This is a genomic window from Flagellimonas sp. (assembly GCF_965215805.1).
Lineage (GTDB): Bacteria > Bacteroidota > Bacteroidia > Flavobacteriales > Flavobacteriaceae > Flagellimonas.
This window is the reverse complement of record NZ_OZ244124.1, coordinates 4,150,863-4,176,120: the sequence shown is the minus strand read 5'-3', so window position 1 is coordinate 4,176,120 and position 25,258 is coordinate 4,150,863. Positions and strand designations below refer to the sequence as shown.

Below are 25,258 nucleotides of genomic sequence, written 5' to 3'. Positions count from 1 at the left end.
CCATTCAATTTTTGTACTTGCCTTGGGCGTAAGATGCCACAATACTGCTGTTTGGGTTTTTGCAGTTTTGCGGAAAGTCAAAGAAATAGATGCACTTGGGCAATCCATTTTCAAAGCTTACCTGTACCCAACCTGCACTGCTTCCTGCAAATCCCTTATAACGATAGTTGGCCTTTAAGTTCTTTGGTCTTCCTTGGTTGTCTTTGGAATACACTTCCAAGCCTGAAATACTTCCCGGCACATACCTATTGAAAGCCCAAGTCTGCGAATGATTGGACACAAGATCATCTACCAGTCTAGATAAATTCTGTGGTCCTGTTGGGCCGCCTGAAACTTTCATGGTGGTGTACTTGCTAGTACCTTTCATTCTTTTGGGTTCTTGGCTCGAAGCAAACCTTTTTAGGTTTTCCTCAAATCGCCGTACCCCAGGGTTATTGCACTGGTTTAAACTGAATAGTTGCGCCATGTCGTTGCGCAAGCCGTTGGCCTTATGGATCATATCGACAGAATTGCCGATGGCGTTGGGGTCGGCTGCCATGGCAATTGCATTTCTAAACACATCTTTGCTCATCAGACTCTCCAAGTTTAGTTTGGCTTTGTAAAGATCTGGTCTGGCATATATTCCAGAGCCAACCGTGGTCCATTCAATACAAGTCCTATCCGTTTCAATCCCGTACCCGTTGGTGGTTACCTGTTCCGTAGCACAGACCCAATTCATGATTTCCACTTTATTGGATGGCAAGGAACTTGGGCATTGATTACCAAAAGTTCGGAGGTATTGCTCAAAAATCATTAAAAAATGGGTGTCCGTGCGGGTGATTTTCGCATTTTCAAACTCCCCTCTAAATATATAATCAAAGAGTTCTGCATTGAACAAACCATCTGTATGAAAAGAAAGGGATTCCTGAATTTGACCAGAGGTCAAGGAAGGGTCTTTCTGATTTGATACAAATGATGTTAGTCCGATGGTCAGCACCATTAGGACAAGAACCGATGTTGTTGTTTTGATCCGCATTTCACAAATTGCTAAGAGGTTTAAACGCTTAAAATAATGGGAGATAGGTTAAAGATAGTAAAACAACAACAGGGAATGTTGCCAAAATTACGGTGTTGGTCTAAACCTTGTACTTTGAACTACTTCCTCATTAAGTTGGATTTCAATCAATCCGTTTGCGCACATAATGGCGACTGGTCAATTGATTCAGATAAACTTTGGACTCCACTAGCTCAAATTCCAAGGTTTTGGGAAGTTCCGCAAACAGGGGATAACCTCCACCGAGTAAAATGGGGATTGTGGTTATGATCATCTCATCGACGAGGTCTTCCTTCAGGAAATTTTGGATGGTTGTCCCGCCATCAATATACAGACGATGATACCCTTTTTGATGAATGTGCTCCAGCACTTCGGTCAAAGGGCCCTTTACTAAAAATGCCTTCCCCTCGTGACTCTTCGGGATGTTATCCAAGGTATTGCTCAATACAAAAACAGGTTTGGTGTAGGGCCAATCCACATCAAATCCAAGAACCGTTTCAAAGGTGGTTCGCCCCATGACCAGGGCATCAATGTTTGCGGTGAATTCGAAATAGCCCAAACTTTCGCCATTGGGATTTGGAATCATATCCAACCATTCCAAGCCGCCATTTTTATCGGCAATATAGCCGTCCAGACTGGCACCAATAAATACGCTGTTTTTGTATTTCATTGAGTTTTTAAGTAAAGGGAGAAATTACAGTTGAAGGTAACTATTCTCGGTAATTTTTGAATGTTATTTGATGGATTTTATGTCTTGCCTGCCGATGATTGCGATAATTTCTACCACATCTGGCAAAACCCGAAAATAAATGGTGTCTGATTTATGGACACACCTGCGATAATCATTTTTAATATGGTCAGCCACTGGAAATTGATAAGGTTCGCACCCTATTACTTCAAATTGTTCAAAAAAGGAAAGGTAATATGCATTGGCCTGGGCTTCTCCAAATTGTATCAAACCATAGAGCCATATTCGGTAAAGATCCTCCTTGACTTGGGGAGATAATCTATAGTTTGCCATCCTTTTTAGCCCTTTCCTTAAACTCCTTTAACATTTGTTCTGGGGTTAAGGTTGAAGGGCCGTTTACGGCCATGTCTTGTTCTGCCCGTTCCAGCTTGGCACGGATATATGCTATCTCTTTTTGATTCTCCCGGGCCCGGCGAATAAGGTCATTCACCACCTCGCTCTTACTTGCATACTCCTCACTGTCCACCTGGGATTTTAGCCAGTCGTCATTGGGCCGGGTAAGCGAAATACTCTGTCTGGGCATGATTTCTTGTTTAAGATGGTGTAAATATACACCAAAAAGGCATCATTTCCGAACCCGTTGATATTTCCACTTAATCCATAAAGCGATAAAAAAGTTGATATAAATGTGAGCTACGGGCACAACAATAAGATAAGCCATTCTTTGAAGCCCATACTCGTCATGGCCAATAAAAGGAGGGTCACCATAAATCAGATAAAGGGTATAACCCACGGTTAGCAAGATGTTTAAAACTAAAAATCTTCTAAAATGCTTCCAGTCATACAGCCATAATAAACTGAAATACAATAAAGTTCCTGGTATTATGAAAAATAAAAAGATAATGGCTAAAGTGTCCATTTTAAAACCTTATCGATTCTTAATTTTAGGCAAGTTGGAAAGGATTCATCCCTCCCCAATCTCCCTGATTTTCTCCCCACAGATCTCTTTTGTCAACTGTAGCAGTTGCACTTTTTCCGCCAGATAATCCAGTTCGGATTCGATATTGGCATACCAGTCAATTTTTTGGCGGGCGTCTAGATAGGCTTTTTTTAAGGAGTTCAAAATAAGTACCTTTTCTCTGGCTCATTAATTAATGTTGATTGCTAAATTGGTGCAAACCCAACATTCAACATCTAAAATTCATATTTGAACTTACATCATTTGTCCAAAGAAAATGGCATTCATCAACAGCTTGTTGGTTCCGTACCAAAATGCCCTAAAATTGGTGTTGTCCGTAAACAAGATTACTCGACCCTTGCCCAACCTTTTTACCTTAAAGGGTACACTGTTCTTGATCAACTCGGCATTTTCTTCCGATATATAGCCGCTCAACAACGGATCATTGGTGTACTGAATGGGATTGTCGTAACTGTTTTTTTCTGGCTTTAGGTAGATATTGGTATTTCGGAACAGGGCCAAACGGTCGTTCTTATATCCATAATTGATGGGGTGGGAGCGGTCAATTTTAGCTTCAAAAATAGCTCCGCCAGTAACTTGGGCCCCGGTAAAGTCGTTCTTTTGATCAAAAGGGATGTTCTTGGCCACCAAAGTGTCCTTTTTTGCATCTACCTTGATAAACTCATTCTTTTTAAACCAGTCCACAGCCGTGCGGTATCCAATGACCGTACCTCCGTCTTTTACCCAAGCCTTGATTTTATCGGCTCCTTCCTTGTTAAGGAGATTACTGCTCCAACCACTGGGTAGGATAAGGTCTGTATATCGGTCCAAATCCACATCGTCAAAATCACGGGTGTCCAATTTGGTGATTTTCATGTCGTAGCGGGTATCAAATAGGTGCCAAACCTCTCCTGCATCATAGGAACGAACCCCGTCACCCACTAAGATGGCAACTTTCTGTTTTTTGATGGGGTCAAAATCATTGCTCCCCAAATCAATTCCACTGGTAAGCCCAGTAGAAACAGCAGTTAGCTGTATTTGACTTTCTTGGGCAACTTTGTTCAAGAAATTGTACAGCTGGTCCGCATCCAACTTCTGGTTTTGAACTGGAACCATGATGGTACCATAATCATAGGTTTTACCTTCCAAAGTAAATGGCGATTTGGCCACCTTGGCGCGCAATCCCTTGCTAGTTATCTGATTCAATGCCTTAGGTGTATAGTATTCATGCCATTCAAACAGGTAGGCGTAGTTGCTTTTCTGATTTACACCACCCTTTGGAGCCTGGAAATTGGTTACCTCAGGACCTGCATTGGTTAGGGAACTTAAATTGGCGTAATCCACGTTGAAAGCCAGAGGAAAGGTCCAAGCCGAAACATCATAGAACAAACTATCCTTAAAGGTGGTGCGCTTTTCAAACATGGCCTGAATCAATCTGGGGTTCTTTTGGTTCATCGGAACCACATAACTTGCCTCTTTTTTGTATTGTTTACCAGAGATGGTCACATCATTGGCCAGTTCGTGGAACTTGATTTGATGTCGATTCAGGATTTCCGCCAAATGATACGTTTTGGAGGCATCTTTACTATCCCCAAACACAATGGCCTTGGTTCTGTTTCGTCCTACCTCGGTTTTCATATCGGCATAAAACTTTTGCTGATAATCCAACAGTTGGGTACGCATGTTATGGGCTGCCTCAATCGTGGACATGGAAGTGGTAAACTGATTTCGTATGGTAAAGGGGAAGGTCAAAATCCCATTTTCACTTTCTTGGATGTGGCCGCGGGAACTTCCTTGTTCAAAAAGGATTCCTACGCCTCCGTTAACATCCGGGAAGGTAGAGCCTTTCCCGTAATAATAATCATCGAAATTCTCTTCGGAATAATACAGCGAACCAATTTTATCCAAAGCTTTGGCATGGTATGTTGCAATCTCCTTAGTAAGATCTTGATTCATTTTGGGCGTTAAGGGATTTACCCGTGAAGGTTCGCCCGGTTGGAAGAAATATGTTGAATTTGTCCCCATCTCATGATGATCCGTAAGAATGTTGGGCAACCATTTATGGAAGGTCACAATTCTTGCCCTACTTTCAGGTAGCTGCACAGGAAGCCAGTCACGGTTCATATCAAACCAATAGTGATTGGTCCGTCCACCTGGCCATACTTCATTGTATTCCCGATCGTTGCTGTCTGGGTTAAGGTTGATACTCTTATTGATATTGGCCCAATACGCAAAACGTTGCAACCCATCTGGGTTCATGCAGGGATCCAGTAGAATGACCATCTTGTCCAGCATATTTTCAATTTCCGGACCTTGGGCAGCGGCCAAATAGTAGGCGTAGGCCAATGCGGCATTGGTGCCACTTGGCTCATTGCCATGAATGGAATAGCCCTGGTAGACCACAACGGGCATGTCTGAAGTATTCATATTTCCGTTTCCATTGGACAACTCAAGGTGTTGCTCCCTTATGGATTCAATATTTTGATGGTTTTGGGGAGTAGTAATAGTCAACAAGATAAGGGGTCGTCCTTCAAAGGTTTTCCCGCGATTTTCCAAAGTAATTCTGTTGCTGGCTGCTGCCAGTTGCTTCATGTAGTACACCAATTTGTCATGGGTCACATGCCATTCGCCAACTTCGTGGCCAATAACATCGGCCGGTTTTGGGATGTTGGGGTCGTAGTTGAGGTTATCTGGTAAGTAGTAGTCCAGGGTTACATTTTGCGCGGTAAGGTTAAGGCCCAACAATACCAAAAGCAGGAAGTTGAATTGTTTCATAGGAACATATTTGAATTAGTCGATGCTAAAAATAAAAAACGGCCTGCATTGCGCAGACCGTTTTAAGCTTTTTTTAAAAGAAAAAGGTTAGATGTCATCAAAGTCGACATCTGTAAAATTTCCTGCTGCTCCATTTTCACTGACCCCGTTTTCCTCTTCCTTTTTAAAATCTTTCTGATGTCGTTCAGAAATGACTTCCAGTCCTTTTTCGTCAATGATGTAATCCATCATTTCTTCCATAATTTCCCTGAATGCGGTAAAATCTTCCTTATACAGATAAATTTTGTGCTTTTTGTAATGGAAAGAACCATCATCATGCGTAAACTTTTTGCTTTCTGTAATGGTTAGATAATAATCCCCGGCCTTGGTGCTTCGTACGTCAAAGAAATAAGTTCTTCTGCCGGCTCTTAGGACTTTGGAATATATCTCTTCCTGATCCATAATATCTTTATCCCTCATGTGGTCAAATGTGTTTAGTGCAATAGTGAATAATTCTACCAAAAATGTAAAAAAAAAGCTAATCCAGCAACTTTTTTCCTATTCTTTCTCAGAGAGTTGGTTCAGATATAGTTCTTTATAGTAACCCTCAATATTGTTCAATTCGGCATGAGTACCTTCTTGGATTATGGCGCCGTTTTCCAAAACTATGATCTTATCCGCATTCTTGGCAGAGGATACCCTGTGGCTCACAATTAAGGTGGTTTTATTTTGTGAGACCTGTTTCAAGTTATTCAATATTTCCTCTTCCGTTTCGGTGTCCACAGCGGATAAGCAATCATCAAAAAGATAGATTTGAGGGTTTTTCAACAGGGCCCTAGCTATGGAAACCCTTTGTTTTTGTCCCCCGCTCAAAGTGATCCCACGTTCGCCGAGAATGGTATCATATTTTTTGGCAAATCCTTCTATATTATCGTGCACCACAGCCTTTTTGGCAACGCTTACAATTTCGTCAAAGGAAGCGTTTTCGTCTCCAAAACGGATGTTGTTTTCTATGGTATCCGAGAAAAGGAAGGCGTCTTGCGGCACCGCCCCTATGCTACTTCGCAAACTATCCAGGTTGAACTCTTTCACTGGCTTTCCGTCCACCAAAATCTGCCCGGAAGTTGCATCATACAATCGAGCGACCAAATCCAAAATCGTGGATTTACCTGATCCTGTTTTTCCCAAAAATGCTACTGTCTCCCCAGGTTTAATGGAGAACGAAATGTTGTTGAGGGCGGTAATGTTGGTGTCCTCATAAGTAAAGGTCACGTTTTTAAATTCAATACCTCCGGTTACCGGGGTAGGTTCAGCAACTTCATTTTTGATGGAGGGTTCTTCCAGCAAAAATTCATTGATCCTCTTTTGCGAAGCCTCGGCCCTTTGAATGATGGAGGTGAGCCATCCTACAATGGCCACAGGCCAAGTAAGCATGTTCACATACAGAATGAACTCAGCTATAATACCTATGGAGGCAATTTCCCCATCAATGTATTGCTTTCCGCCAATGTAGATTACAAATACGTTGCTGATTCCAATGAGCAAGATCATTAATGGAAAGAACCATGCGTTGACCTTGGCAAGATCCATACTGGTATTTTTGCCCTCCAAAGCAAGTGCCTCCACTTCGGTGTTGATTTTGGGTTCCAAACCATACGCTTTGATCACGGCAACCCCTGAAAAAGATTCTTGGGTAAAAGTGGACAACGTGCTCAAAAATTCCTGCACCTTGGTGCTCCGTTTATGAATGATTTTGCTAATTTGATAGATCAATACGGACAAAATGGGCAGTGGAATCAAAGTGTAGGCCGCGAGGGTGGGCGCTTTGATAAACATGAGGGGAATAATACACACAAACATGGTAAGGGTGTTCATTCCGTACATAATGGCCGGCCCAACATACATACGCACCTGATTGATATCCTCGCTGATGCGGTTCATGAGGTCCCCAATCCTATTTTTTTTATAAAAACTTAAGCTAAGCAGTTGGTAATGGTCAAAAACTTCGTTTTTGAGATCGTATTCGATATACCGTGAGACATTGATGATGGTCTGCCGCATTAAGAACGTAAACAATCCCGATAGTAGGGCTGCTCCAATAATGATTAGGATGTACTCAAAAAGAATTCCCTTGGCCTCCCCATTGGAAAGGGTATTCCCAACAAATGCTTCAATGGCCTGTATGGACTTGTTCACATAAGACGGCATTATCAGTGAAAACACCCGGGCTATTATGGTGATGATAATCCCAATGAGTAGCTTAAACCAATATTTTTTAAAGTATTTATTAAGGTGCTTGAGTTCCTTCATAGGAGGGATTGCGGTGGTTTATTTAATGACAATTCAGCAAATATAGCCGATAAGCCACAAAGTAAATGTTATAAAACTGATAAGAAAACAACTTTGGTAGGCTGGATGAAAATATAAGATTACTTTTGCGCAGTGAATGCCAACAAAACACGATAAAGTTCTTAAAAATGCTGACCAGAAGGCACATCAGAGTTAAGGTAATGCAGTGCATATATGCACTGATCCAGTCCAAGGACGACTCCTTGGAGAAGCAGCAAAAATTTTTAAAAATAAGTATAGAGAACATGTATGTGCTCTATTTATTGGTATTGAGTCTGTTGGTAGAACTGCACCGCCTGGCAGAGAAACACGTGCAGCACGCATCCAAGAAATACTTGGCTTCCGAGGAAGACGGATATCCAGACCCAGAGAAGTTTATCAAAAATCGGTTGTTGGTCCAGATTGCTTCCAACAAACAACTTAAGCAAGCACTATCCGATAGAAAATTGAATAATTGGTACCTCAATGAGGAGTATGTAAAAATCATCCATAAGGAAATAATGGGCAGTGATATTTACAAAACCTATATGGGCGATACCGCTAACGGATATGAGCAGGATAAGGAAATCATCATTCAATTGTTCAAGGAAATCATCGCACCAAACGAGAAAATCTATGAATATTTTGAGGATGACAAGCTCACCTGGGTGGATGACATTCCCATAGTGAACACCTATATGGTGAAAAAATTGAAAAAGGCCTCTGCCGATTCCAATGAGAGCTTCTTTTTACCTGCTTTGCTCAAGGATCAACAGGATATGGTCTATGCCAATGATCTTTTGACCAAAACCTTGTTGAACGATGCCAAATGGGAAAAGGAGATTGAAGGGAAAACCCCAAATTGGGACAATGATAGAATTGCCGAAATAGATTCCATCATTCTGAAAATGGCCATTTGCGAACTGCTTAATTTTCCGTCGATACCTGAAAAAGTAACCTTAAATGAATATTTGGAGGTGGCCAAGGAATACTCCACCCCCAAGAGCAGCATCTTTATCAATGGGGTGCTGGACAAGTTGGCCAAGGAGTATAAGTCCACAGGACAATTGCAAAAAATGGGTCGTGGACTTCAGTAAACAATATTTGATTAATTTTGGACAAATAAATTTTTAACATGAAAAAAGTAACAACAATTTTAAGTTTGATTTTGGCTATTGGACTTGTAAGTGTTTCTTGCAAGGACAAGGCATCCAACAAAATAGTTGCTGATAATGTGGAGGACGCATCCAATAGGGATGAGGCACAGAAGCAACTTCCTGTGATGAGTTTTGATAAGCAAGAGCATGATTTTGGTACCATTACCCAAGGTACAGCACAACAAACAACCTTTACATTTACCAATACCGGGAACGCCCCATTGATTATCACCGATGCTAAGAGTAGCTGCGGATGTACCGTTCCTGAATACCCTAAAAATACACCTATTGGCCCAGGTGAAACTGGAGAACTTTTGGTGAAGTTCAACGGATCGGGTCAAAACCAAGTAACAAAGACCGTAACCGTAACAGCCAACACTGAAAAGGGTACAGAGTTGTTGCGAATCAAGGCCTTTGTAAATCCAAAGAGCGCCGCACAAGCTGGGCCTGTAAACTAGAACCAAAAACTAACAATGGAAAACCTCGGACAGTTTTTACCTTTGATGCTCATCTTTGTGGTGGCCTATTTCTTCATGATCAGGCCTCAAATGAAGCGTCAAAAGGATGAGAAGAAATTTGCATCGGAATTGAAAAAAGGAGACCGCATCATTACCAAAAGTGGACTTCATGGAAAAGTTGTGGAACTCAATGACAAGGATTATTCCTGTGTGATCGAAACCATGGCCGGAAGGCTTAAATTTGATCGTTCTGCCATCTCCATGGAAATGAGCAAAAAATTAGCTGCTCCTGCTAAAAAGTGATTCCAAACATAACAAAATAGAAAGCCCCTTGGATTTATTTTCAAGGGGCTTTTTGTATTTTAAGGGCAAAATCAACCATCATGGGCAATCGCAGACAATTTATCAAACAAGGATCCTTACTAACAGCAGGAATGGGGGCTTCATTATTATTTCCACCAGAACTTTTGGCCACCATTAGAAAAAAGACCAGTCCCAACGATAGAATTCAGGTAGGACTGATCGGTTGCAACGGGATGGGCTTTGCCAATTTGTTGTCCATTTTAAAAAATAGCGAAGTGGAGGTGGTTGCCCTCTGCGATGTGGATAAGAATGTTCTTGCCACCAAAACCGAAGCTCTGGAAAAAGCAGGGATCAAGAAACCCAAGTGGTATGGGGATTATCGAAAAATGTTGGAGGACAAGGATGTAGATATTGCGATCATAGGAACGCCAGACCATTGGCATTGTCTGCAACTGGTGGATGCTGTGGACGCTGGAAAGGATGTGTACTGCGAAAAACCCATTGCCAATTCCATAGCGGAATGTGATGCCATGCTCAAGAAGGTCAATGCCAGTGATCGGATGGTTCAAATCGGCCAGTGGCAACGAAGCCAACCCCATTTTGTGGATGCCATTAACTATGTGCATTCGGGAAAATTGGGCCAAATTCGATTGGCAAAGGCTTGGGCCTATCAAGGTTGGATGCAATCCATTCCAGTGGTACCGGATGCTCCTGTGCCAGATGGTGTGGACTACAAAATGTGGTTGGGACCTGCGCCTGATCGTCCCTTTAATAAAAATCGATTTCACTTCAATTTTAGATGGTTTTGGGACTATGCTGGGGGATTGATGACAGATTGGGGAGTACACCTGATTGACTATGCGCTCTACGGAATGAAGGCAGCCAATCCAAAATCGGTTATGGCCATTGGAGGGAAATTTGCCTATCCGGATGATGCCGAAGAGACACCAGACACGCTTCAAACGGTATACGAATTTGACGGGTTCTCCTTACTGTGGGAACATGCCACAGGAATTGATGGGGGCAACTACGGGCGCGATCATGGAATTGCCTTTATTGGAAACAACGGAACCTTGGTTTTAAACCGTGGAGGTTGGGAGGTTATTCCTGAAAAGGACAGACCCAATTGGAACCAAAACAATGGGCCTAAGATAGAAGCTGTTCCCCTTCAAAATGTGGAAGCCAACGGCTTGGATTTGCATACGGCCAATTTTTTGGAAGCGGTCAAAAGCAGAAATTCGGGCATATTGAATGCCCCAATCCAAGTTGGGTATGATACCGCAAGGGTATGCCACATGGGCAATATTGCCTTTAAAACAGGGAAGCGATTGTTCTGGAATACTGAAGAAGCCAAGTTTGGAAGCGATGAAGCCAATAGCCACTTAGCTCAAGCCTATCATAATGGGTGGAAATTACCAACCGGTTGATTCCTTTTATTTTACCGATAGGCATCATTTAATCCGGTGCCATTTTGGATCATAGGGAGGATTTTTTCCAGACGCCGCAATTTGGTCTTTTCCTGTTTGGCTTCGGAGATGTATTCACAGAACTCCCTTTGCTTATAGGCGGTAAAGGATTCGAATGCCTCTTTTAAGCTGGAACTACCAGCCAATTGGGATTGAAGCAATGCAGGGATTTCGGTGCCTCCACTTTTCTTTTCAGGGCTAATTTTCAAGCCCTTTTTTTCGTTGGCTATGGCCTCGTTCATATAGGTTACCACCGCACTTTGGTCCACTTCATCCAAAGCATCAAAATTCCAATGGCGCATGCCCTTTGTTTTTCCCTCTTGGGCATTTCGAAGCACTTTTTTAGGGTCGCTCAGAAAAGAACCGTTAAAGAACCAAACCCCAAAATGACTCTTGAACCTACAGATTCCAAACACATTTTTCCCATTTACCGTATAGACAGGAATGCTCCATTTAAAGGTTTCTTCGCTGTCCGTTTGAAGGGCTAGCGAACGAAGTAACATGATACCTTCCTTGAAGGGATGTTCTTTTGCGTAATAGGCTTCAAGACTTTTTTCTCTTTCCATTGGATTGAATTTGAATGGCGGTCAACTCACAGATTTTCACAATGACCTGGACGGCTTTTTGCATGCTTTCCAATGGAATATATTCATATTTTCCGTGAAAATTATGTCCTCCCGCAAAAATATTGGGACAAGGCAGGCCCATAAAACTGAGTTGGGAACCATCTGTTCCACCTCGAATAGGTTTTATAATAGGTTCTATGCCCAAGGAAAGCATAGCTTCCTCAGCAATTTCAACAATGTGGAACACAGGTTCCACCTTTTCTTTCATATTTTGGTACTGCTCCTCAATTTTTAAGTGAATGCAATCTCCGTGCTTTTTATTCAGTTTGTTCGAAATATCTTTCAAGAGCTCCTTCCTAGCCTCAAAGTGGCCACCGTCATGGTCCCGAATGATGAGTTCGATTTCGGCGAGTTCAATTTCTCCCTTTAGCTTGTGCACGTGAAAAAAACCTTCCCGTCCTGAAGTGTGTTCCGGAACTTCCTTAGAGGGCAACAACCCCAAAAACTCATTGGCAATGCCAATGGCACTCACCATCTTTCCCTTGGCATAGCCTGGATGCACACTTTTTCCCTCAATCTTGATTTTGGCACTGGCTGCATTGAAATTTTCGTATTCCAGTTCCCCAATTTGACTTCCGTCCATGGTATAGGCCCAATCTGCCCCAAATTTTTCCACATCAAATTTGTGTGCCCCCCTGCCTATTTCCTCATCTGGGGTAAAGGCAATGCGTATGGTTCCGTGCTTGATTTCTGGATGCTGTACCAAATATTCCATGGCGGTGATAATTTCTGCAACTCCCGCCTTATCATCGGCACCTAACAGGGTAGAGCCATCTGTAGTAATCAGGGTCTGACCTTTGTATTGCTCCAAGTCCTCAAAATAGCTGGGTGACAAAACAATGTTCTTTGCCTTGTTCAGGACAATATCTTCCCCATTATAATTTTCCACTACCTGGGGTTTAACCCTTGACCCACTAAAATCTGGTGAGGTGTCCATATGGGAAATAAAGCCAATAGTGGGCACTTCTTTCTCCATATTACTGGGAAGCGTGGCCATGATATAGGCGTTCTCGTCTATGGAGACTTCTTGCATCCCGATCTGATGCAGTTCCAAGACCAGCTTCTTGGCCAAATTCCATTGCTTTTCGGTACTAGGGGTGCTTTTTGAGTAAGGGTCGCTCTGGGTATCTATGGAAACATATTCCAGAAAACGGGCTAATAATTTGTCCATAAAGTGCGTTTCATCAAAAATAACGTTTATTCAATCGTGATTTTGGTAAAAAAAGTGCCTTAAAACTTATCTTTTCCCTTCGCTAAAATCCAACTATTGAGAACATCTTTACTTCTAATATCCCTGTGTTTCAGTTTCTTCGCTTATACCCAACAAGATTGTTCTTTGGGGATAGGGGGTGAGGATGATGAGGCCATCACCGAGGTTTTCCAATTGAATGAGGTCCAATTGGAGCAGTTTAAAAATTGGTCGGCCGAGCTTAGAGTGCGAAATGGGTACCTAAAGGACCAGGCCAAATACCTGCTGAAAAAACACGCGCAGAGTTCTCCTGAGGATCTAATGGCCGTATCTTACAAATACAGAGATCTTTTGGATAGTATGAAACAGAACGTTCGTATGTTGGACAAGCGTTTGTTGTCCATTTTCAACGATAGGCAATACAATCTCTATTTGGAACTTTGTAGCCAACTTACCTTGCGTCCTATCTATGTAGATAGGTCGGTCAACGAAAAATAATGGTTTTGTAAGATTCTGATTGCAGAGTTTATATTTTTGTCCAAAATTTTCTGAATGTACAAGTTCCTCGTTCGCCCCATTCTTTTTTTGCTTGATGCAGAAACTGCCCACCATTTTTCTTTTAAGGCGATACGGGTTCTTTCCAAATTGGGTTTTGGGCCACTTTTTAGAAAATTGTATCTCATCAATGACCCAAGACTGGAGCGGGAAGTTTTTGGACTAAAATTTAAGAACCCAGTAGGCCTTGCTGCGGGATTTGATAAGGACGCCATTCTCTACAATGAGCTTTCCAACTTTGGTTTTGGATTTGTGGAAATAGGAACCTTGACCCCTAAACCCCAGGAAGGAAATCCCAAAAAGCGATTGTTTCGGTTGTTGGAGGATGAGGCCATCATCAACCGCATGGGCTTTAATAACAAAGGTGTTTTTGAGGCAGCGGAGCAATTAAAAAAGAAGCATAAAGTCTTAATAGGTGGTAACATCGGCAAGAACAAGGTTACAGCCAACGAAGATGCCGTTAAGGACTATTTAATTTGTTTTGAAGCCCTCTTTGAGCACGTGGACTACTTTGTGGTAAACGTAAGTTCCCCAAACACGCCTGGACTTAGGGAGTTGCAGGACAAGGAACCCTTGACCAATTTGCTCAAGAAACTCCGAAAGCAAAACGCGAAGTTTGCGAAAAAAATGGGATCCAAAGAAAAGCCCATTCTACTTAAGATTGCGCCAGATCTTAGCAATGCGCAGTTACTGGATATAGTGGATATTGTAAAAGTGACGGACATCAGCGGTATCATTGCCACCAATACCACCATCTCCAGAAAAGGGCTTAAATCCCATTTGATTCAGTCTGAGGAAAAAGGCGGTCTTAGTGGGAAGCCTTTGACCAAGAGAAGTACGGAGGTCATCCGGTTTTTGGCAGAAAAAAGCGGAAAGGCCTTCCCAATTATTGGAGTTGGAGGTATACATTCCGCGGAAGATGCTTTGGAAAAATTGGAAGCTGGAGCGGATTTGGTCCAGCTCTACACTGGTTTTGTCTACGAAGGACCAACTTTGGTCAAAAAAATCAACAAAGCCATCCTAAACCAAAAATCCTAGTGGGTGCTGCCGTTCAAGGCAATCTAGGATAATGGGAAAAGTTGGTTTTTCACCACCCATGTTTTCATCTGGTATCGGATAATAAGTGGTAATTTTATACGCAGCCTATGTCCGATGTGAAACTCATAGAATGTCCTAGGGATGCCATGCAAGGCATCAAGACTTTCATTCCCACCCAAGAGAAGGTAAGATACATCCAGTCCCTATTGGGTTGTGGTTTTGATACCTTGGATTTTGGCAGCTTTGTCTCTCCCAAAGCCATTCCCCAAATGGTGGACACCGCAGAGGTATTGGCCCAATTGGATTTGACCAAGACCCAAAGCAAACTCTTGGCCATTGTTGCCAATACCAGAGGGGCCAATAATGCCTGTCAACACCAAGAGATACATTATTTAGGATATCCTTTTTCCATATCGGAAAACTTCCAAATGCGGAACACGCATAAGACCATTGCCCAATCTGTGGAGACGCTCAAGGAAATTTTGGATATTGCCCATGCCCACAACAAAGAGGTGGTTACCTACGTGTCCATGGGATTTGGAAATCCCTATGGTGATCCATGGAATGTGGAGATAGTGGGGGAGTGGACCGAAAAATTGGCAGCTATGGGGACCTCTATTTTGTCGTTGTCCGATACCATAGGAAGTTCGACCCCAGAGGTCATTGACTATCTATTTTCCAACTTGATCCCCAAATATCCTCACATTGAATTCGGAGCGCATTTGCATACCACACCTACCAAGTGGCATGAAAAAGTAGAGGCCGCCTATAAGGCTGGGTGTAGACGCTTTGATGGTGCTGTACAGGGTTTTGGGGGCTGCCCAATGGCCAAAGATGAGCTAACAGGAAATATGCCCACTGAGAAAATGCTGTCCTATTTCACAGAACAAAAGGCTGCGACAGGCGTGAATTGGATGGTATTTGAGGCAGCGTATAACAAGGCTACCGAGCTTTTCTCCGCCTATCATTAATGGCAGTTCAAACAGCACCTGTTTCTCATTCTGTTAAATCTTAAATTTTATTTAAAATAAGTCTAAATTAATTTGGCTGGTTAAAAAGCTGGAAATATATTTGCGCCTCAATTTATTTGAATTCAATCTAAATAAAAACAAACACCATTCAATGAGACATTTTTTTCTCTTATCAGCCTTATTATTTTCAACCTTATTTTTTGCACAGACCCGCATGGATTCGATTCAGTTTGATCCCCAAAAACAGTTAAATGCAGCCCAGCGTATCCTTTCTGGAAACTATGCTTCTGCAGTTACTTTGGGAGCCTATGGGGAGATGCTCTATAACCAACCGGAAGGGCAGAACGGGGAAATAGATGTGCAGCGTTTGGTAGTGCTATTGGGATATCGTTTTGACGATCGTACCCAGTTTGTTACGGAGATTGAGTTTGAACACGTAGAGGAAGTATTTGTGGAGCAGGCTTTTGTTAATTACAACGCAGCTCCAAATTTCAATATCCGAGGGGGATTAATGTTGGTACCTATGGGAATTGTGAACGAATTTCACGAACCAACTACCTTCAACGGAACAGAAAGGCCAGCCATTGATAATGTGATTGTCCCAACCACCTGGAGAGAACTGGGAGTGGGTGTGACAGGTCGTTTTAACTCCCTTTCCTTGGGATATCAAGCATATTTGTTCAACGGATTTAAATCCGCTGAATCTGATGGAGAAGGCGGGGTTACCGGTATCTTAAAAGGCTCCAACGGTTTAAGAAGTGGAAGACAAAAAGGAATTCAGTCAACCATAGATCAGCCTAACCTATCCACTAAATTGGACTACTATGGTATTCCTGGGCTTCGTTTGGGTTTCTCCACCTATTTTGGCCGTACGCAAGCAGAGGATGATGTGGAGACTTTTGATGGATCGGATATCGGGATTTCCATGTTGGGTCTGGATGCCAGATATGCCTTCAACCGCTTTACCGCAAGAGGCCAATTTATCTACGCTTCCCTATCTGATACCGAGGCTTACAATACTTTAACCGGAAGGGATTTGGGTAGTGCATTGCAAGGATGGTATGTAGAAGGTGCGTACAATTTATTGCCTACAGGTCAGAGACAAAAACTTTTTGCTTTTGCCCGCTATGAGGCGTTCAATACCCATGCCGATACGGATGGAAGTTTAACCGCCAATGAAGCCTATGATAGAACCGATATAACAACAGGTCTAACCTATCATATAGCACCTGGGGTAGTGGTCAAAGGAGACTATCAATTTAGAAGCAACGCTTTGGACGACGGTGATGTTACAGACCGTTTGAACTTTGGAATAGGGGTGTGGTTTTAACCACACCTTTTTTTATTCATTTTCTTAGGCCTCCATCTATTCATAATAAGTCTAAATTAATATATTTGCGATATGAAACTGATCAGTTCATGCGCGTTGATTTCCTTTGCCCTGATGCTCTGTGCCTTTGGAGTTTCCAAAGCTGTACACAAAAAAGTGGTCAAGGAAGTGGAAAAGACTTTTGACGTGGAGGGGGTTTCATTTAGTCCAATTTCGGTTTCCGAAGAAGTCAATCAAGAACTTCCCGCTAAGATCACTGGAGAGAATTTTTACGAAGTATCCGCTCAAAACACACTTTTAGGCTATGCATTTGTGGATCAAGCTCCCAGCAAAACGGCCAAATTTGATTATCTGGTTGTTTTTGATACTGAGCTCAAAGTGGTAAACTCCAAAGTATTGGTGTACCGTGAAGAGTATGGTGGTGAGATAGGCAGCAAAAGGTGGTTGAAGCAATTTCTGGGAAAAAGCGGAAACGATCGTGTGAGTAGTGAAACTAACATAGATGCAATTGCAGGAGCTACCATTTCGGTGCGATCGATGACCAAATCCATGGACAACCTACTGCAAACCATTGGGATTCTTCAGAAAAACGGGAATTTATAATGCGTTACAACGGCCTTCTGGGTACATTTCCAAGAGAAATACGACTTTTTATTGCCGCTTTTGTGGTAGTGCTTTCTATTGGGTTTTTTACAGGCATCTTATTTGTAAGGCAAACCGAGTCCACCACGCCTGCAGGGGTGGAGGAGAATTATCTGGGTAATGAAGCCGATGAAAGTGCCGAGATTATGAAATTCAAAAAAGGAGAGCGGGAAATGTTGACGATAGTGCACACCCATATCCTTTCCATGTCCTTTATCTTTTTGCTTTTGGGAGGATTGGTCTGGATAACCCGATTTCCAAAAGGTTGGAAGCTATTTTTGACCATCGAACCCTTTTTCTCGGCCCTGCTTACTTTTGGTGGCATTTACTTGATGTGGTTGGGCATCTCTTGGATGAAATATGTAGTCATATTTTCAGGGATTTTGATGACCCTGACCTTTAGCTTTTCTGCAGGTTTGGTATTGTTACAAGCCTTTAAGCCAATGAGAAACTAAAAAGGGGTTAAAGCGGAAAAAATGACCGCCTTCCAGATTAATTTTCAATAAACCTGTAGTTGATATCCTTGGCCGATAGGAACTTCACAGAATTAGAGGTGATTTTCAAGAGACGTTTTAATTCCAGAACCTCGTTTTTATCTACCAAAATCACAAAACACTTATTCCCAACCGAAATGGGAATTTTTCTCGATGTAGGTGCAAAGGGCATGGCTTTTTCCCAATAGTTTAGATCAAGAGACTTTAGGTGGTCACTAAATGCTTCCAGCTCCCATTCATAGAACTCAAAACACAAATTGTTGTATACCAGTTGAAAAAGTTTGCTTTGGTTGCAGAACGTAAGAATCCCGTTTTTGCTTTGGTTCAGTATCTTGATGGAGGGGCACATAATGACAGATTTACGATATCAAATATACACTTATTTAAAATGAATCTAAATAATAAAAACGCAAAATTGTTAACGATTTATAGTGGGGGAACAATTGAATTAAAATATGGTATATTTGCACGCAATTAATCCGTAATTGCAATGGAAGCCCACCTTAACAAAATTGTCGGCCAAGGATTGACTTATGATGACGTCCTTCTCGTACCTGGATATTCCGAAGTTCTCCCAAGAGAAGTCAATATCCAAACCAAATTCACGCGAAATATCACTATTAACGTTCCCATTGTTTCTGCAGCAATGGACACCGTGACCGAAAGCCAAATGGCCATTGCCATGGCCCAGGAAGGAGGTGTTGGGGTATTGCACAAGAACATGACTATTGAGCAGCAGGCCATCAAGGTTCGAAAGGTGAAAAGGGCCGAAAGTGGAATGATCATGGATCCAGTTACCCTTCCTCTAAATTCCACCGTAAGGGATGCCAAAGCCAATATGAAGGAACACAGCATTGGGGGTATTCCCATTGTTGGGGATGACAAAAAGTTGTTGGGCATCGTGACCAACAGGGATTTACGGTTTGAGAAAAACGATGATCGCTCCATTACCGAGGTCATGACTTCTGAGAATTTGGTAACCGTAGGCGAAGGAACTTCTTTAGCAGAGGCCGAAGTGATTCTTCAGGAAAACAAAATAGAGAAACTCCCTGTAGTGAATGGCAACAATGTATTGGTTGGCCTGATCACGTTTAGGGACATTACAAAATTGACCCAAAAGCCTATTGCCAACAAAGATGAGTATGGACGTTTGAGGGTTGCTGCGGCTATTGGGGTTACCCCGGATGCCGTGGATAGGGCAGGCGCCTTGGTCAACGCAGGAGTGGATGCCATAGTTATTGATACAGCCCATGGACACACCAAAGGTGTTGTTGGGGTGCTTAAAGCAGTAAAAAAGGCCTTTCCTAATCTAGATGTGATTGTTGGGAACATTGCCACTGCAGAAGCTGCCAAATATCTTGTAGAATCAGGTGCAGACGCTGTCAAAGTAGGTATCGGTCCTGGTTCTATTTGTACCACCAGAGTGGTTGCAGGGGTAGGTTTTCCACAATTTTCAGCAGTTCTTGAGGTTGCTTCTGCCATCAAAGGCAGTGGGGTTCCCGTAATTGCTGATGGAGGAATCAGATATACGGGCGATATTCCCAAAGCTATTGCTGCGGGAGCGGATACAGTAATGTTGGGATCTTTACTGGCAGGTACCAAAGAATCCCCAGGTGAAACCATCATTTACGAGGGCCGAAAGTTCAAATCCTACAGAGGAATGGGGTCCGTTGAAGCCATGAAAGAAGGGAGCAAGGACCGTTACTTCCAAGATGTGGAGGATGATATCAAAAAGTTGGTTCCCGAAGGTATTGTTGGTCGGGTACCTTATAAGGGCGATCTATATGAAAGCATGCACCAGTTCATTGGCGGACTCAGAGCCGGTATGGGCTATTGTGGTGCCAAGGATATAGAAACCTTAAAGGAGAGCGGACGTTTTGTGAAAATCACCTTCAGTGGTATCAACGAAAGTCATCCCCATGATGTCACCATCACCAAGGAAAGTCCAAATTATAGTAGATAAATAGTACGGCTTATTTACCAGCGTAGGCCTGCCAGTCCTTGTCTTTGTAAATATCATCTCCAAAGTAGCGGGCTATCTGTAGAAAAGGTTTTGCCTTTTGGTAGCCGGGCACAGGGGAGAGCATATTCAGGTTTTCATCCAAAAAGACTACCGTGGGATAGCTCATTTTGCCTTGCAGAAGTGCTGCTGCAAATTCATGGTATCCTCGCCTACCGGATGGAACAAACTTAAAAGTGTTTCCTTTGAACTCAATGGGGTCTTTACCTTCTGCGTCCAACTTCACCATATAAAAGTTATTGGCCATATAAGCTGCCACTTCAGGATTCTGAAATGTGTCCTTGTCCATTTTCTTGCACCATCCGCACCAATCCGTATAAACATCTATGAAAATCTTCTTGGGTTGGGCATCCGTTTGGGACAATTGAACTGCTTCCTCCCAACTTACCCAGTTCACATTTTGGGCATGGGATTGGAATCCAACTAAAAATAGTAGAAGTAAAGCTATTCGGGTCAAGTAGGTATAAACTGCACGCATCATTCCTTAGATTTTATTGGGTTTGGTCTTGCGACCCTAACAAAACTAACGAAAATTATGCCAAAATAGTGTTAACCAAATGCTTCCAACAGAAGGATGAGAACACCCATAAGAAGACATAAAGGGGAATAATACTTCGTATCAAGGATGGAAAACTTACTGTTTTTGGCCGTTTTAAAAAACCCTACATACTTAAAGTCCCCAAACGCGCGAACAATAAATACGAAGGCGATACCAATTGAAATATACTGTAACCATGGATGACTTACATAGCCAATAACCTTGTTGATATAAACAAAAGCAAAGCCCAGCAAAATCACTCCCACCGCTACCGCCATAAGTTTGCCAGGGGTTTTAACGGTATTGCTCTTTACATTTTTGGGTAAAACAGCTTCAGGGTCCTTGATGCCGAAAATTGACCAATAAAAATGAAGCACCGCCAAGAAAATTAAAACAACGGACAACATGATGGCCAATACATCCATACTATTTGATCACTTCTGCTTTAGGGGTTTCAAACAAGTTTTTTACATCCACTTGGTTTCTAAGGATGTCGTCAAAAGTTTCCCGTTCCCTTATCAAATGGGCCTTGCCTTGATGCCAAAGCACCTCGGCGGGTCTAAAACGTGAATTGTAATTGCTTGACATGGTAAAACAATAGGCTCCGGCATTCTTAAAACACAGAATATCTCCTTCAGAGATTTCGTTGATTCTGCGGTTACTGCCAAAGGTGTCGGTTTCACAAATATAACCAACAACGGAGTAATAACGTTCCTTTCCTTTCGGATTTGAAATGTTGTTGATCTCGTGGGAGGACCCATACAACATAGGTCTGATCAAATGATTGAAACCGGAATCCACGCTGGCAAATACGGTGGAGGTAGTCTGTTTCACCACATTGACTTTGGCCAGGAAATAACCCGCTTCGCTCACCAAGAATTTTCCAGGTTCAAAAGCCAAGGTCAACTCTTTTCCATACTCTTCACAGAACTGATTAAACCTAGTGGTGAGTTTTTTGCCCAATTCTTCAATATTGGTTTCAATGTCGCCTTTTTTGTAAGGCACTTTAAACCCACTTCCAAAATCGATAAATTCCAGATTTTTAAAGTTCTTGGCTGTTTCAAAGAGAATCTCAGAAGCGTATAGAAATACATCAATATCCAATATATCACTACCGGTATGCATATGAATACCGTTGATGTTCATTTTGGTGAGATCAACAATGCGCAAAAGATGCGGAATCTGGTGGATACTGATACCAAACTTGGAATCGATATGCCCCACGGAAATTTTAGAATTGCCTCCTGCCATCACATGCGGATTGATTCGGATACATACTGGTACATCTGGATGTTTGCTGCCAAATTGTTCCAAAACGGACAGATTATCAATATTGATTTGCACACCAAGCGCGGAAGCTTCCTCTATTTCTTCCAATGAAACACCATTAGGGGTGAAAATAATGGACTCGGGTTTAAACCCGGCCATTAACCCCAATTTAACCTCTTGAATGGAAACCGTATCGAGACCACTGCCCAATTGGTTCATCAGGCGAAGAATGGAGATATTGGACAGCGCTTTGGCTGCGTAATTGAGTCGAAGGCTGCCCACACCTTTAAAGGCATTGGTCAATCTTTGGTATTGGGATGCTATTTTTTCAGCATCGTACACATATACAGGTGCACCAAATTGCCGTGAAATCTTAAGTAAATTCTGGGAGTTCATGTTCAAATTAGTCTTTCAAACAAATCTATGTGATGTGTATTAGCTAAGCAAGAATATAATATCAAATCATATTAATATAACAATTTGTTTAAAATATAACAATCAGAACAAATTGAACTTGCGGCTTTAAGGTTAGCATTGTACATTTAATACAAATATGCAGCATGAAATTACCCCTTTTTCCTTTGCAATCGGTCTTTTTCCCCGGTGAAACGGTTCCTTTGCACATTTTTGAGGACCGCTATAAGCAATTGATCAACGATTGCAGGCAGGAAGCTGTGACTTTTGGAATTCCTGTTTTTATTGATAATACCATTGCTTTTGGTACAGAAGTACAATTAGTGGAAGTGGTAACCACCTATGAAAATGGGGAGATGGATGTGGTATGCGTGGCCCGACAAGTTTTTCGGATTTTGAGTTTTGAACAGCAATTGGAGGACAAGTTATACGCTGGGGGAGAGGTGGAGTTCTTGGATGTTGAATACAGCGCGGATGAAAGCTTGCGGCAAGAGGTGTTGGACAAATTGGAAACGTTGTACGAATTGATGGATGTGCCGTTTAGCCAACCCCAACCCAAACAATTCAATAGTTTTTCATTGGCACATAAAATGGGACTTTCCTTTGAACAGGAGTACGAATTGCTTCAAATTTCCAAAGAAACAGATCGCCTAATGTTTATTAAACAGCACCTGGATTCCACCATTACGGTGCTTGAAGAGGTCAATAGAACCAAGACCTTAATAGAAATGAACGGGCACTTTAAGAACTTTGACCCCCTGGATTTTAAGAATTTCAAGAGATAGGACACGTTTTAGAGCCAAGAGCCAAGGCAAGAAAGCTTTTTGATTCCAATGTTGAATGCTAAATTTTAAATTCTGAGTTTAATCTCAGCTCAAACCGAAAGCTGCACAATCTAAAATTGAACTTTGTTCCTTGTTAACTGTTAACTGTTAACTGTTAACTGATAACTGATCCAGCATCATAGCCACAACAATTTTCAATTTTCCACTTCCCATTTTCAATTGATTCGACCCCAAATCCCATTATAATCCGTGAATAATTGCCCTTATTCCAATTATTACCCGCATTAATGCTTTTTCCCTTCAATTTGTCAATGTGGTTTTCTATTTTTGTCCGCAAATTAAAGTCAATTCACAGATGAATCTTCACGAATATCAAGGGAAAGAAATTTTAGCCAGTTTCGGTGTTAGGATCCAAAGAGGAATCGTAGCCAGAAACGCGAAGCAAGCGGTTGATGCAGCCAAACAACTTACGCAAGAGACCGGTACAGGATGGCACGTTATCAAAGCGCAGGTCCATGCGGGCGGAAGAGGAAAAGGCGGTGGTGTTAAGCTGGCCAAAAACTTGAAGGAAGTTGAAGAGTTGTCGGGCAACATTATTGGAATGAACCTGATTACCCCACAGACATCTGCCGAGGGGAAAAAAGTACATCAGGTTTTAATCGCTGAGGATGTTTATTATCCAGGCGATAGTGAAACCAGCGAGTTCTATATGTCAGTTCTTTTGAATAGGGGTACTGGTAGAAATATGATCATGTACTCCACAGAAGGGGGAATGGATATTGAGGAAGTGGCTGAAAAGACCCCGCATCTGATTTTTACCGAGGAAATTGATCCTGCTGTTGGTCTTATGCCGTTCCAAGCTCGGAAAATTGCTTTTAATCTTGGACTGTCAGGTGCTGCTTTTAAGGACATGGTGAAGTTTGTATCCGCCCTTTACAGAGCGTATCAAGAAAGTGATGCCAGTTTGTTTGAAATCAACCCGGTTCTTAAGACATCGGATGATAAGATTATGGCTGTGGATGCAAAAGTATCTATCGATGATAATGCCCTGTATCGCAGAAAGAATTATGCAGAAATGCGCGACCTGCGTGAGGAGAATCCCATAGAGGTGGAAGCTCGAGAAGTGGGCTTGAACTATGTGGATTTGGATGGTAATGTTGGTTGTATGGTAAACGGGGCTGGTTTGGCCATGGCTACCATGGATTTGATTAAGATGGCAGGTGGAGAGCCGGCGAACTTCCTGGATGTTGGTGGTACGGCTGATGCCAAAAGGGTTGAAGAGGCCTTCAGAATTATCCTTAAAGATCCGAATGTAAAGGCGATATTGATCAATATTTTTGGCGGAATTGTCCGTTGTGATAGAGTAGCACAAGGTGTTGTGGATGCCTATAAAAATATGGGAGATGCCATTAAAGTGCCAATTATTGTAAGACTACAGGGAACGAACGCGGAACTGGCCAAGGAAATCATTGACAATTCCGGATTGGCGGTACATTCTGCCGTTCAATTTCAGGAAGCTGCCGATAAGGTAAAAGAAGTATTGGGGTAATATCCTGCTTAAAATAAATTGAAAAGGCATTGCCAATGGTGATGCCTTTTTTTTGTTTCAAAGGATTCAGCAGTTCCCTTCAATGCGGTTAAATCAAAATTTAACATAGTTAATTTCAACTAATTAGGCACTAAAATAGCCATTTCAGGAGTTATCTATTGGAAACCAAACCGTAAACCACTACCATGGGGACCCATAAGGAGAAACTCAGCATCCTATCTGAAATGATTGCCTTTGCAAGGGTGGATCATTCCCTTAAGGATTCTGAATACCAATTTTTATTGGGTGTGGCTTCCCATCTGGGAATTGACAAGGAAACCTTTGACGGACTTCTCAATGAAAAATCTCCCAAGGTGGTTTTAAAATCCCAAGCAGAACGCATAGTGCAGTTCCATCGTCTCTTGCTTCTGATGAACATTGACCAAGAGCAGCATCAAAAGGAAATTAGGACACTTCACAATATTGGCCTCGCCATGGGGCTTCCACCTTCAGCAATTGGACAGGTTTTGGAAGTAATGCACCAGTATCCCAACAAGGTCGTTCCAGTCGATGTGCTGATCAATATCTTCAAAGCACATTACAACTAAAGACAAAATGTCACTATTTTTTGTTAAAGAAATGTCAAAATGACATGGTTTTTGCATTGGTATAGGATTTGACTATAGCTAGGTGATTTACACATGTATAATAAAA

28 protein-coding genes are annotated in these 25,258 nt (G+C 42.2%); 14 read left to right on the top strand and 14 right to left on the bottom strand.

The window, feature by feature from the left end:
- Positions 1-4: 4 nt before the first annotated feature.
- The 8 genes from ACOOE0_RS18545 to ACOOE0_RS18510 all read right to left on the bottom strand — a co-directional run bounded on the left by ACOOE0_RS18545 (position 5) and on the right by ACOOE0_RS18510 (position 7,743).
- Positions 5-1,015 carry a hypothetical protein gene (locus ACOOE0_RS18545; protein ID WP_420400394.1) on the bottom strand — a complete coding sequence of 337 codons (1,011 nt, stop codon included), beginning with the start codon at positions 1,013-1,015 and terminating at the stop codon, positions 5-7.
- Between the two features lie 142 nt (positions 1,016-1,157).
- Complete coding sequence (locus tag ACOOE0_RS18540; RefSeq protein ID WP_420400393.1) at positions 1,158-1,703, bottom strand: dihydrofolate reductase family protein; 546 nt, start codon at positions 1,701-1,703, stop codon at positions 1,158-1,160.
- Between the two features lie 63 nt (positions 1,704-1,766).
- Positions 1,767-2,054 (bottom strand): type II toxin-antitoxin system RelE/ParE family toxin, encoded by a 288-nt coding sequence (locus tag ACOOE0_RS18535; RefSeq protein ID WP_420400392.1) that lies wholly within the window; start codon positions 2,052-2,054, stop codon positions 1,767-1,769.
- Positions 2,041-2,304, bottom strand: coding sequence for a ribbon-helix-helix domain-containing protein (locus ACOOE0_RS18530; protein ID WP_420400391.1), 264 nt, complete (start codon positions 2,302-2,304; stop codon positions 2,041-2,043). The genes ACOOE0_RS18535 and ACOOE0_RS18530 overlap by 14 nt, the downstream gene beginning before the upstream one ends.
- Before the next feature lie 381 nt (positions 2,305-2,685).
- A complete protein-coding gene (locus ACOOE0_RS18525; protein WP_420400390.1) occupies positions 2,686-2,844 on the bottom strand; it encodes a hypothetical protein in 159 nt (52 codons plus the stop codon).
- A 90-nt stretch (positions 2,845-2,934) separates the two neighbouring features.
- Positions 2,935-5,454, bottom strand: a complete 2,520-nt coding sequence (locus tag ACOOE0_RS18520) for a M14 family metallopeptidase (protein WP_420400389.1) — start codon at positions 5,452-5,454, stop codon at positions 2,935-2,937.
- Positions 5,455-5,541: 87 nt separating this feature from the next.
- Complete coding sequence (locus ACOOE0_RS18515; RefSeq protein WP_420400388.1) at positions 5,542-5,913, bottom strand: PUR family DNA/RNA-binding protein; 372 nt, start codon at positions 5,911-5,913, stop codon at positions 5,542-5,544.
- Positions 5,914-5,991: 78 nt separating this feature from the next.
- Positions 5,992-7,743 (bottom strand): ABC transporter ATP-binding protein, encoded by a 1,752-nt coding sequence (locus ACOOE0_RS18510; RefSeq protein ID WP_420400387.1) that lies wholly within the window; start codon positions 7,741-7,743, stop codon positions 5,992-5,994.
- A 167-nt stretch (positions 7,744-7,910) separates the two neighbouring features.
- On the opposite strand from ACOOE0_RS18510, the gene nusB reads away from it, so the two are divergent.
- The 4 genes from nusB (at position 7,911) to ACOOE0_RS18490 (ending at position 11,106) form a co-directional block, all read left to right on the top strand.
- A complete protein-coding gene (gene nusB, locus ACOOE0_RS18505; RefSeq protein ID WP_420400386.1) occupies positions 7,911-8,858 on the top strand; it encodes a transcription antitermination factor NusB in 948 nt (315 codons plus the stop codon).
- A gap of 38 nt (positions 8,859-8,896) precedes the next feature.
- Positions 8,897-9,376, top strand: coding sequence for a DUF1573 domain-containing protein (locus ACOOE0_RS18500; protein WP_420400385.1), 480 nt, complete (start codon positions 8,897-8,899; stop codon positions 9,374-9,376).
- A gap of 15 nt (positions 9,377-9,391) precedes the next feature.
- Positions 9,392-9,679: a preprotein translocase subunit YajC gene (yajC, locus tag ACOOE0_RS18495; RefSeq protein ID WP_138834491.1), complete on the top strand. Its 288-nt coding sequence runs from the start codon at positions 9,392-9,394 to the stop codon at positions 9,677-9,679.
- A gap of 80 nt (positions 9,680-9,759) precedes the next feature.
- A complete protein-coding gene (locus ACOOE0_RS18490; protein WP_420400384.1) occupies positions 9,760-11,106 on the top strand; it encodes a Gfo/Idh/MocA family protein in 1,347 nt (448 codons plus the stop codon).
- 11 nt (positions 11,107-11,117) lie between these two features.
- Here ACOOE0_RS18490 and ACOOE0_RS18485 read toward each other — a convergent pair whose 3' ends face one another.
- Positions 11,118-11,711, bottom strand: a complete 594-nt coding sequence (locus ACOOE0_RS18485; protein WP_420400383.1) for a YdeI/OmpD-associated family protein — start codon at positions 11,709-11,711, stop codon at positions 11,118-11,120.
- Positions 11,689-12,942: a peptidase T gene (pepT, locus tag ACOOE0_RS18480; RefSeq protein WP_420400382.1), complete on the bottom strand. Its 1,254-nt coding sequence runs from the start codon at positions 12,940-12,942 to the stop codon at positions 11,689-11,691. Before pepT ends, ACOOE0_RS18485 begins: the two co-directional genes overlap by 23 nt.
- 96 nt (positions 12,943-13,038) lie before the next feature.
- Between pepT and ACOOE0_RS18475 the strand changes: the two genes are divergently transcribed.
- From ACOOE0_RS18475 to ACOOE0_RS18450, 6 genes are all read left to right on the top strand, one after another.
- Complete coding sequence (locus ACOOE0_RS18475) at positions 13,039-13,458, top strand: hypothetical protein (RefSeq protein WP_420400381.1); 420 nt, start codon at positions 13,039-13,041, stop codon at positions 13,456-13,458.
- A 54-nt stretch (positions 13,459-13,512) separates the two neighbouring features.
- A complete protein-coding gene (locus tag ACOOE0_RS18470) occupies positions 13,513-14,553 on the top strand; it encodes a quinone-dependent dihydroorotate dehydrogenase (RefSeq protein ID WP_420400380.1) in 1,041 nt (346 codons plus the stop codon).
- A gap of 107 nt (positions 14,554-14,660) precedes the next feature.
- Positions 14,661-15,524, top strand: a complete 864-nt coding sequence (locus ACOOE0_RS18465) for a hydroxymethylglutaryl-CoA lyase (RefSeq protein WP_420400379.1) — start codon at positions 14,661-14,663, stop codon at positions 15,522-15,524.
- 151 nt (positions 15,525-15,675) lie between these two features.
- Positions 15,676-16,854: a hypothetical protein gene (locus ACOOE0_RS18460; protein ID WP_420400378.1), complete on the top strand. Its 1,179-nt coding sequence runs from the start codon at positions 15,676-15,678 to the stop codon at positions 16,852-16,854.
- 72 nt (positions 16,855-16,926) lie between these two features.
- Positions 16,927-17,457, top strand: a complete 531-nt coding sequence (locus tag ACOOE0_RS18455; protein ID WP_420400377.1) for an FMN-binding protein — start codon at positions 16,927-16,929, stop codon at positions 17,455-17,457.
- Positions 17,457-17,951: a hypothetical protein gene (locus ACOOE0_RS18450; protein ID WP_420400376.1), complete on the top strand. Its 495-nt coding sequence runs from the start codon at positions 17,457-17,459 to the stop codon at positions 17,949-17,951. The genes ACOOE0_RS18455 and ACOOE0_RS18450 overlap by 1 nt, the downstream gene beginning before the upstream one ends.
- A 37-nt stretch (positions 17,952-17,988) precedes the next feature.
- Here ACOOE0_RS18450 and ACOOE0_RS18445 read toward each other — a convergent pair whose 3' ends face one another.
- Positions 17,989-18,339: a DUF6686 family protein gene (locus ACOOE0_RS18445; RefSeq protein ID WP_420400375.1), complete on the bottom strand. Its 351-nt coding sequence runs from the start codon at positions 18,337-18,339 to the stop codon at positions 17,989-17,991.
- A gap of 141 nt (positions 18,340-18,480) precedes the next feature.
- Between ACOOE0_RS18445 and guaB the strand changes: the two genes are divergently transcribed.
- Complete coding sequence (gene guaB / locus ACOOE0_RS18440) at positions 18,481-19,953, top strand: IMP dehydrogenase (RefSeq protein ID WP_420400374.1); 1,473 nt, start codon at positions 18,481-18,483, stop codon at positions 19,951-19,953.
- A 10-nt stretch (positions 19,954-19,963) separates the two neighbouring features.
- Here the strand turns inward: guaB and ACOOE0_RS18435 are convergent, their stop codons facing one another.
- The 3 genes from ACOOE0_RS18435 to lysA all read right to left on the bottom strand — a co-directional run bounded on the left by ACOOE0_RS18435 (position 19,964) and on the right by lysA (position 22,213).
- Positions 19,964-20,488, bottom strand: coding sequence for a thioredoxin family protein (locus ACOOE0_RS18435; RefSeq protein WP_420402243.1), 525 nt, complete (start codon positions 20,486-20,488; stop codon positions 19,964-19,966).
- 71 nt (positions 20,489-20,559) lie between these two features.
- Positions 20,560-20,973, bottom strand: a complete 414-nt coding sequence (locus ACOOE0_RS18430; protein ID WP_420400373.1) for a DUF3995 domain-containing protein — start codon at positions 20,971-20,973, stop codon at positions 20,560-20,562.
- Between the two features lies 1 nt (position 20,974).
- Positions 20,975-22,213: a diaminopimelate decarboxylase gene (gene lysA / locus ACOOE0_RS18425; protein ID WP_420400372.1), complete on the bottom strand. Its 1,239-nt coding sequence runs from the start codon at positions 22,211-22,213 to the stop codon at positions 20,975-20,977.
- 164 nt (positions 22,214-22,377) lie between these two features.
- On the opposite strand from lysA, the gene ACOOE0_RS18420 reads away from it, so the two are divergent.
- The 3 genes from ACOOE0_RS18420 (at position 22,378) to ACOOE0_RS18410 (ending at position 25,152) form a co-directional block, all read left to right on the top strand.
- Positions 22,378-23,016 carry an LON peptidase substrate-binding domain-containing protein gene (locus ACOOE0_RS18420; RefSeq protein ID WP_420400371.1) on the top strand — a complete coding sequence of 213 codons (639 nt, stop codon included), beginning with the start codon at positions 22,378-22,380 and terminating at the stop codon, positions 23,014-23,016.
- 355 nt (positions 23,017-23,371) lie between these two features.
- Entirely contained in the window at positions 23,372-24,565 is a 1,194-nt protein-coding gene (sucC, locus tag ACOOE0_RS18415; protein WP_420400370.1) for an ADP-forming succinate--CoA ligase subunit beta, read from the top strand.
- A gap of 185 nt (positions 24,566-24,750) precedes the next feature.
- Positions 24,751-25,152, top strand: coding sequence for a TerB family tellurite resistance protein (locus ACOOE0_RS18410; protein ID WP_420400369.1), 402 nt, complete (start codon positions 24,751-24,753; stop codon positions 25,150-25,152).
- Positions 25,153-25,258 lie beyond the last annotated feature (106 nt).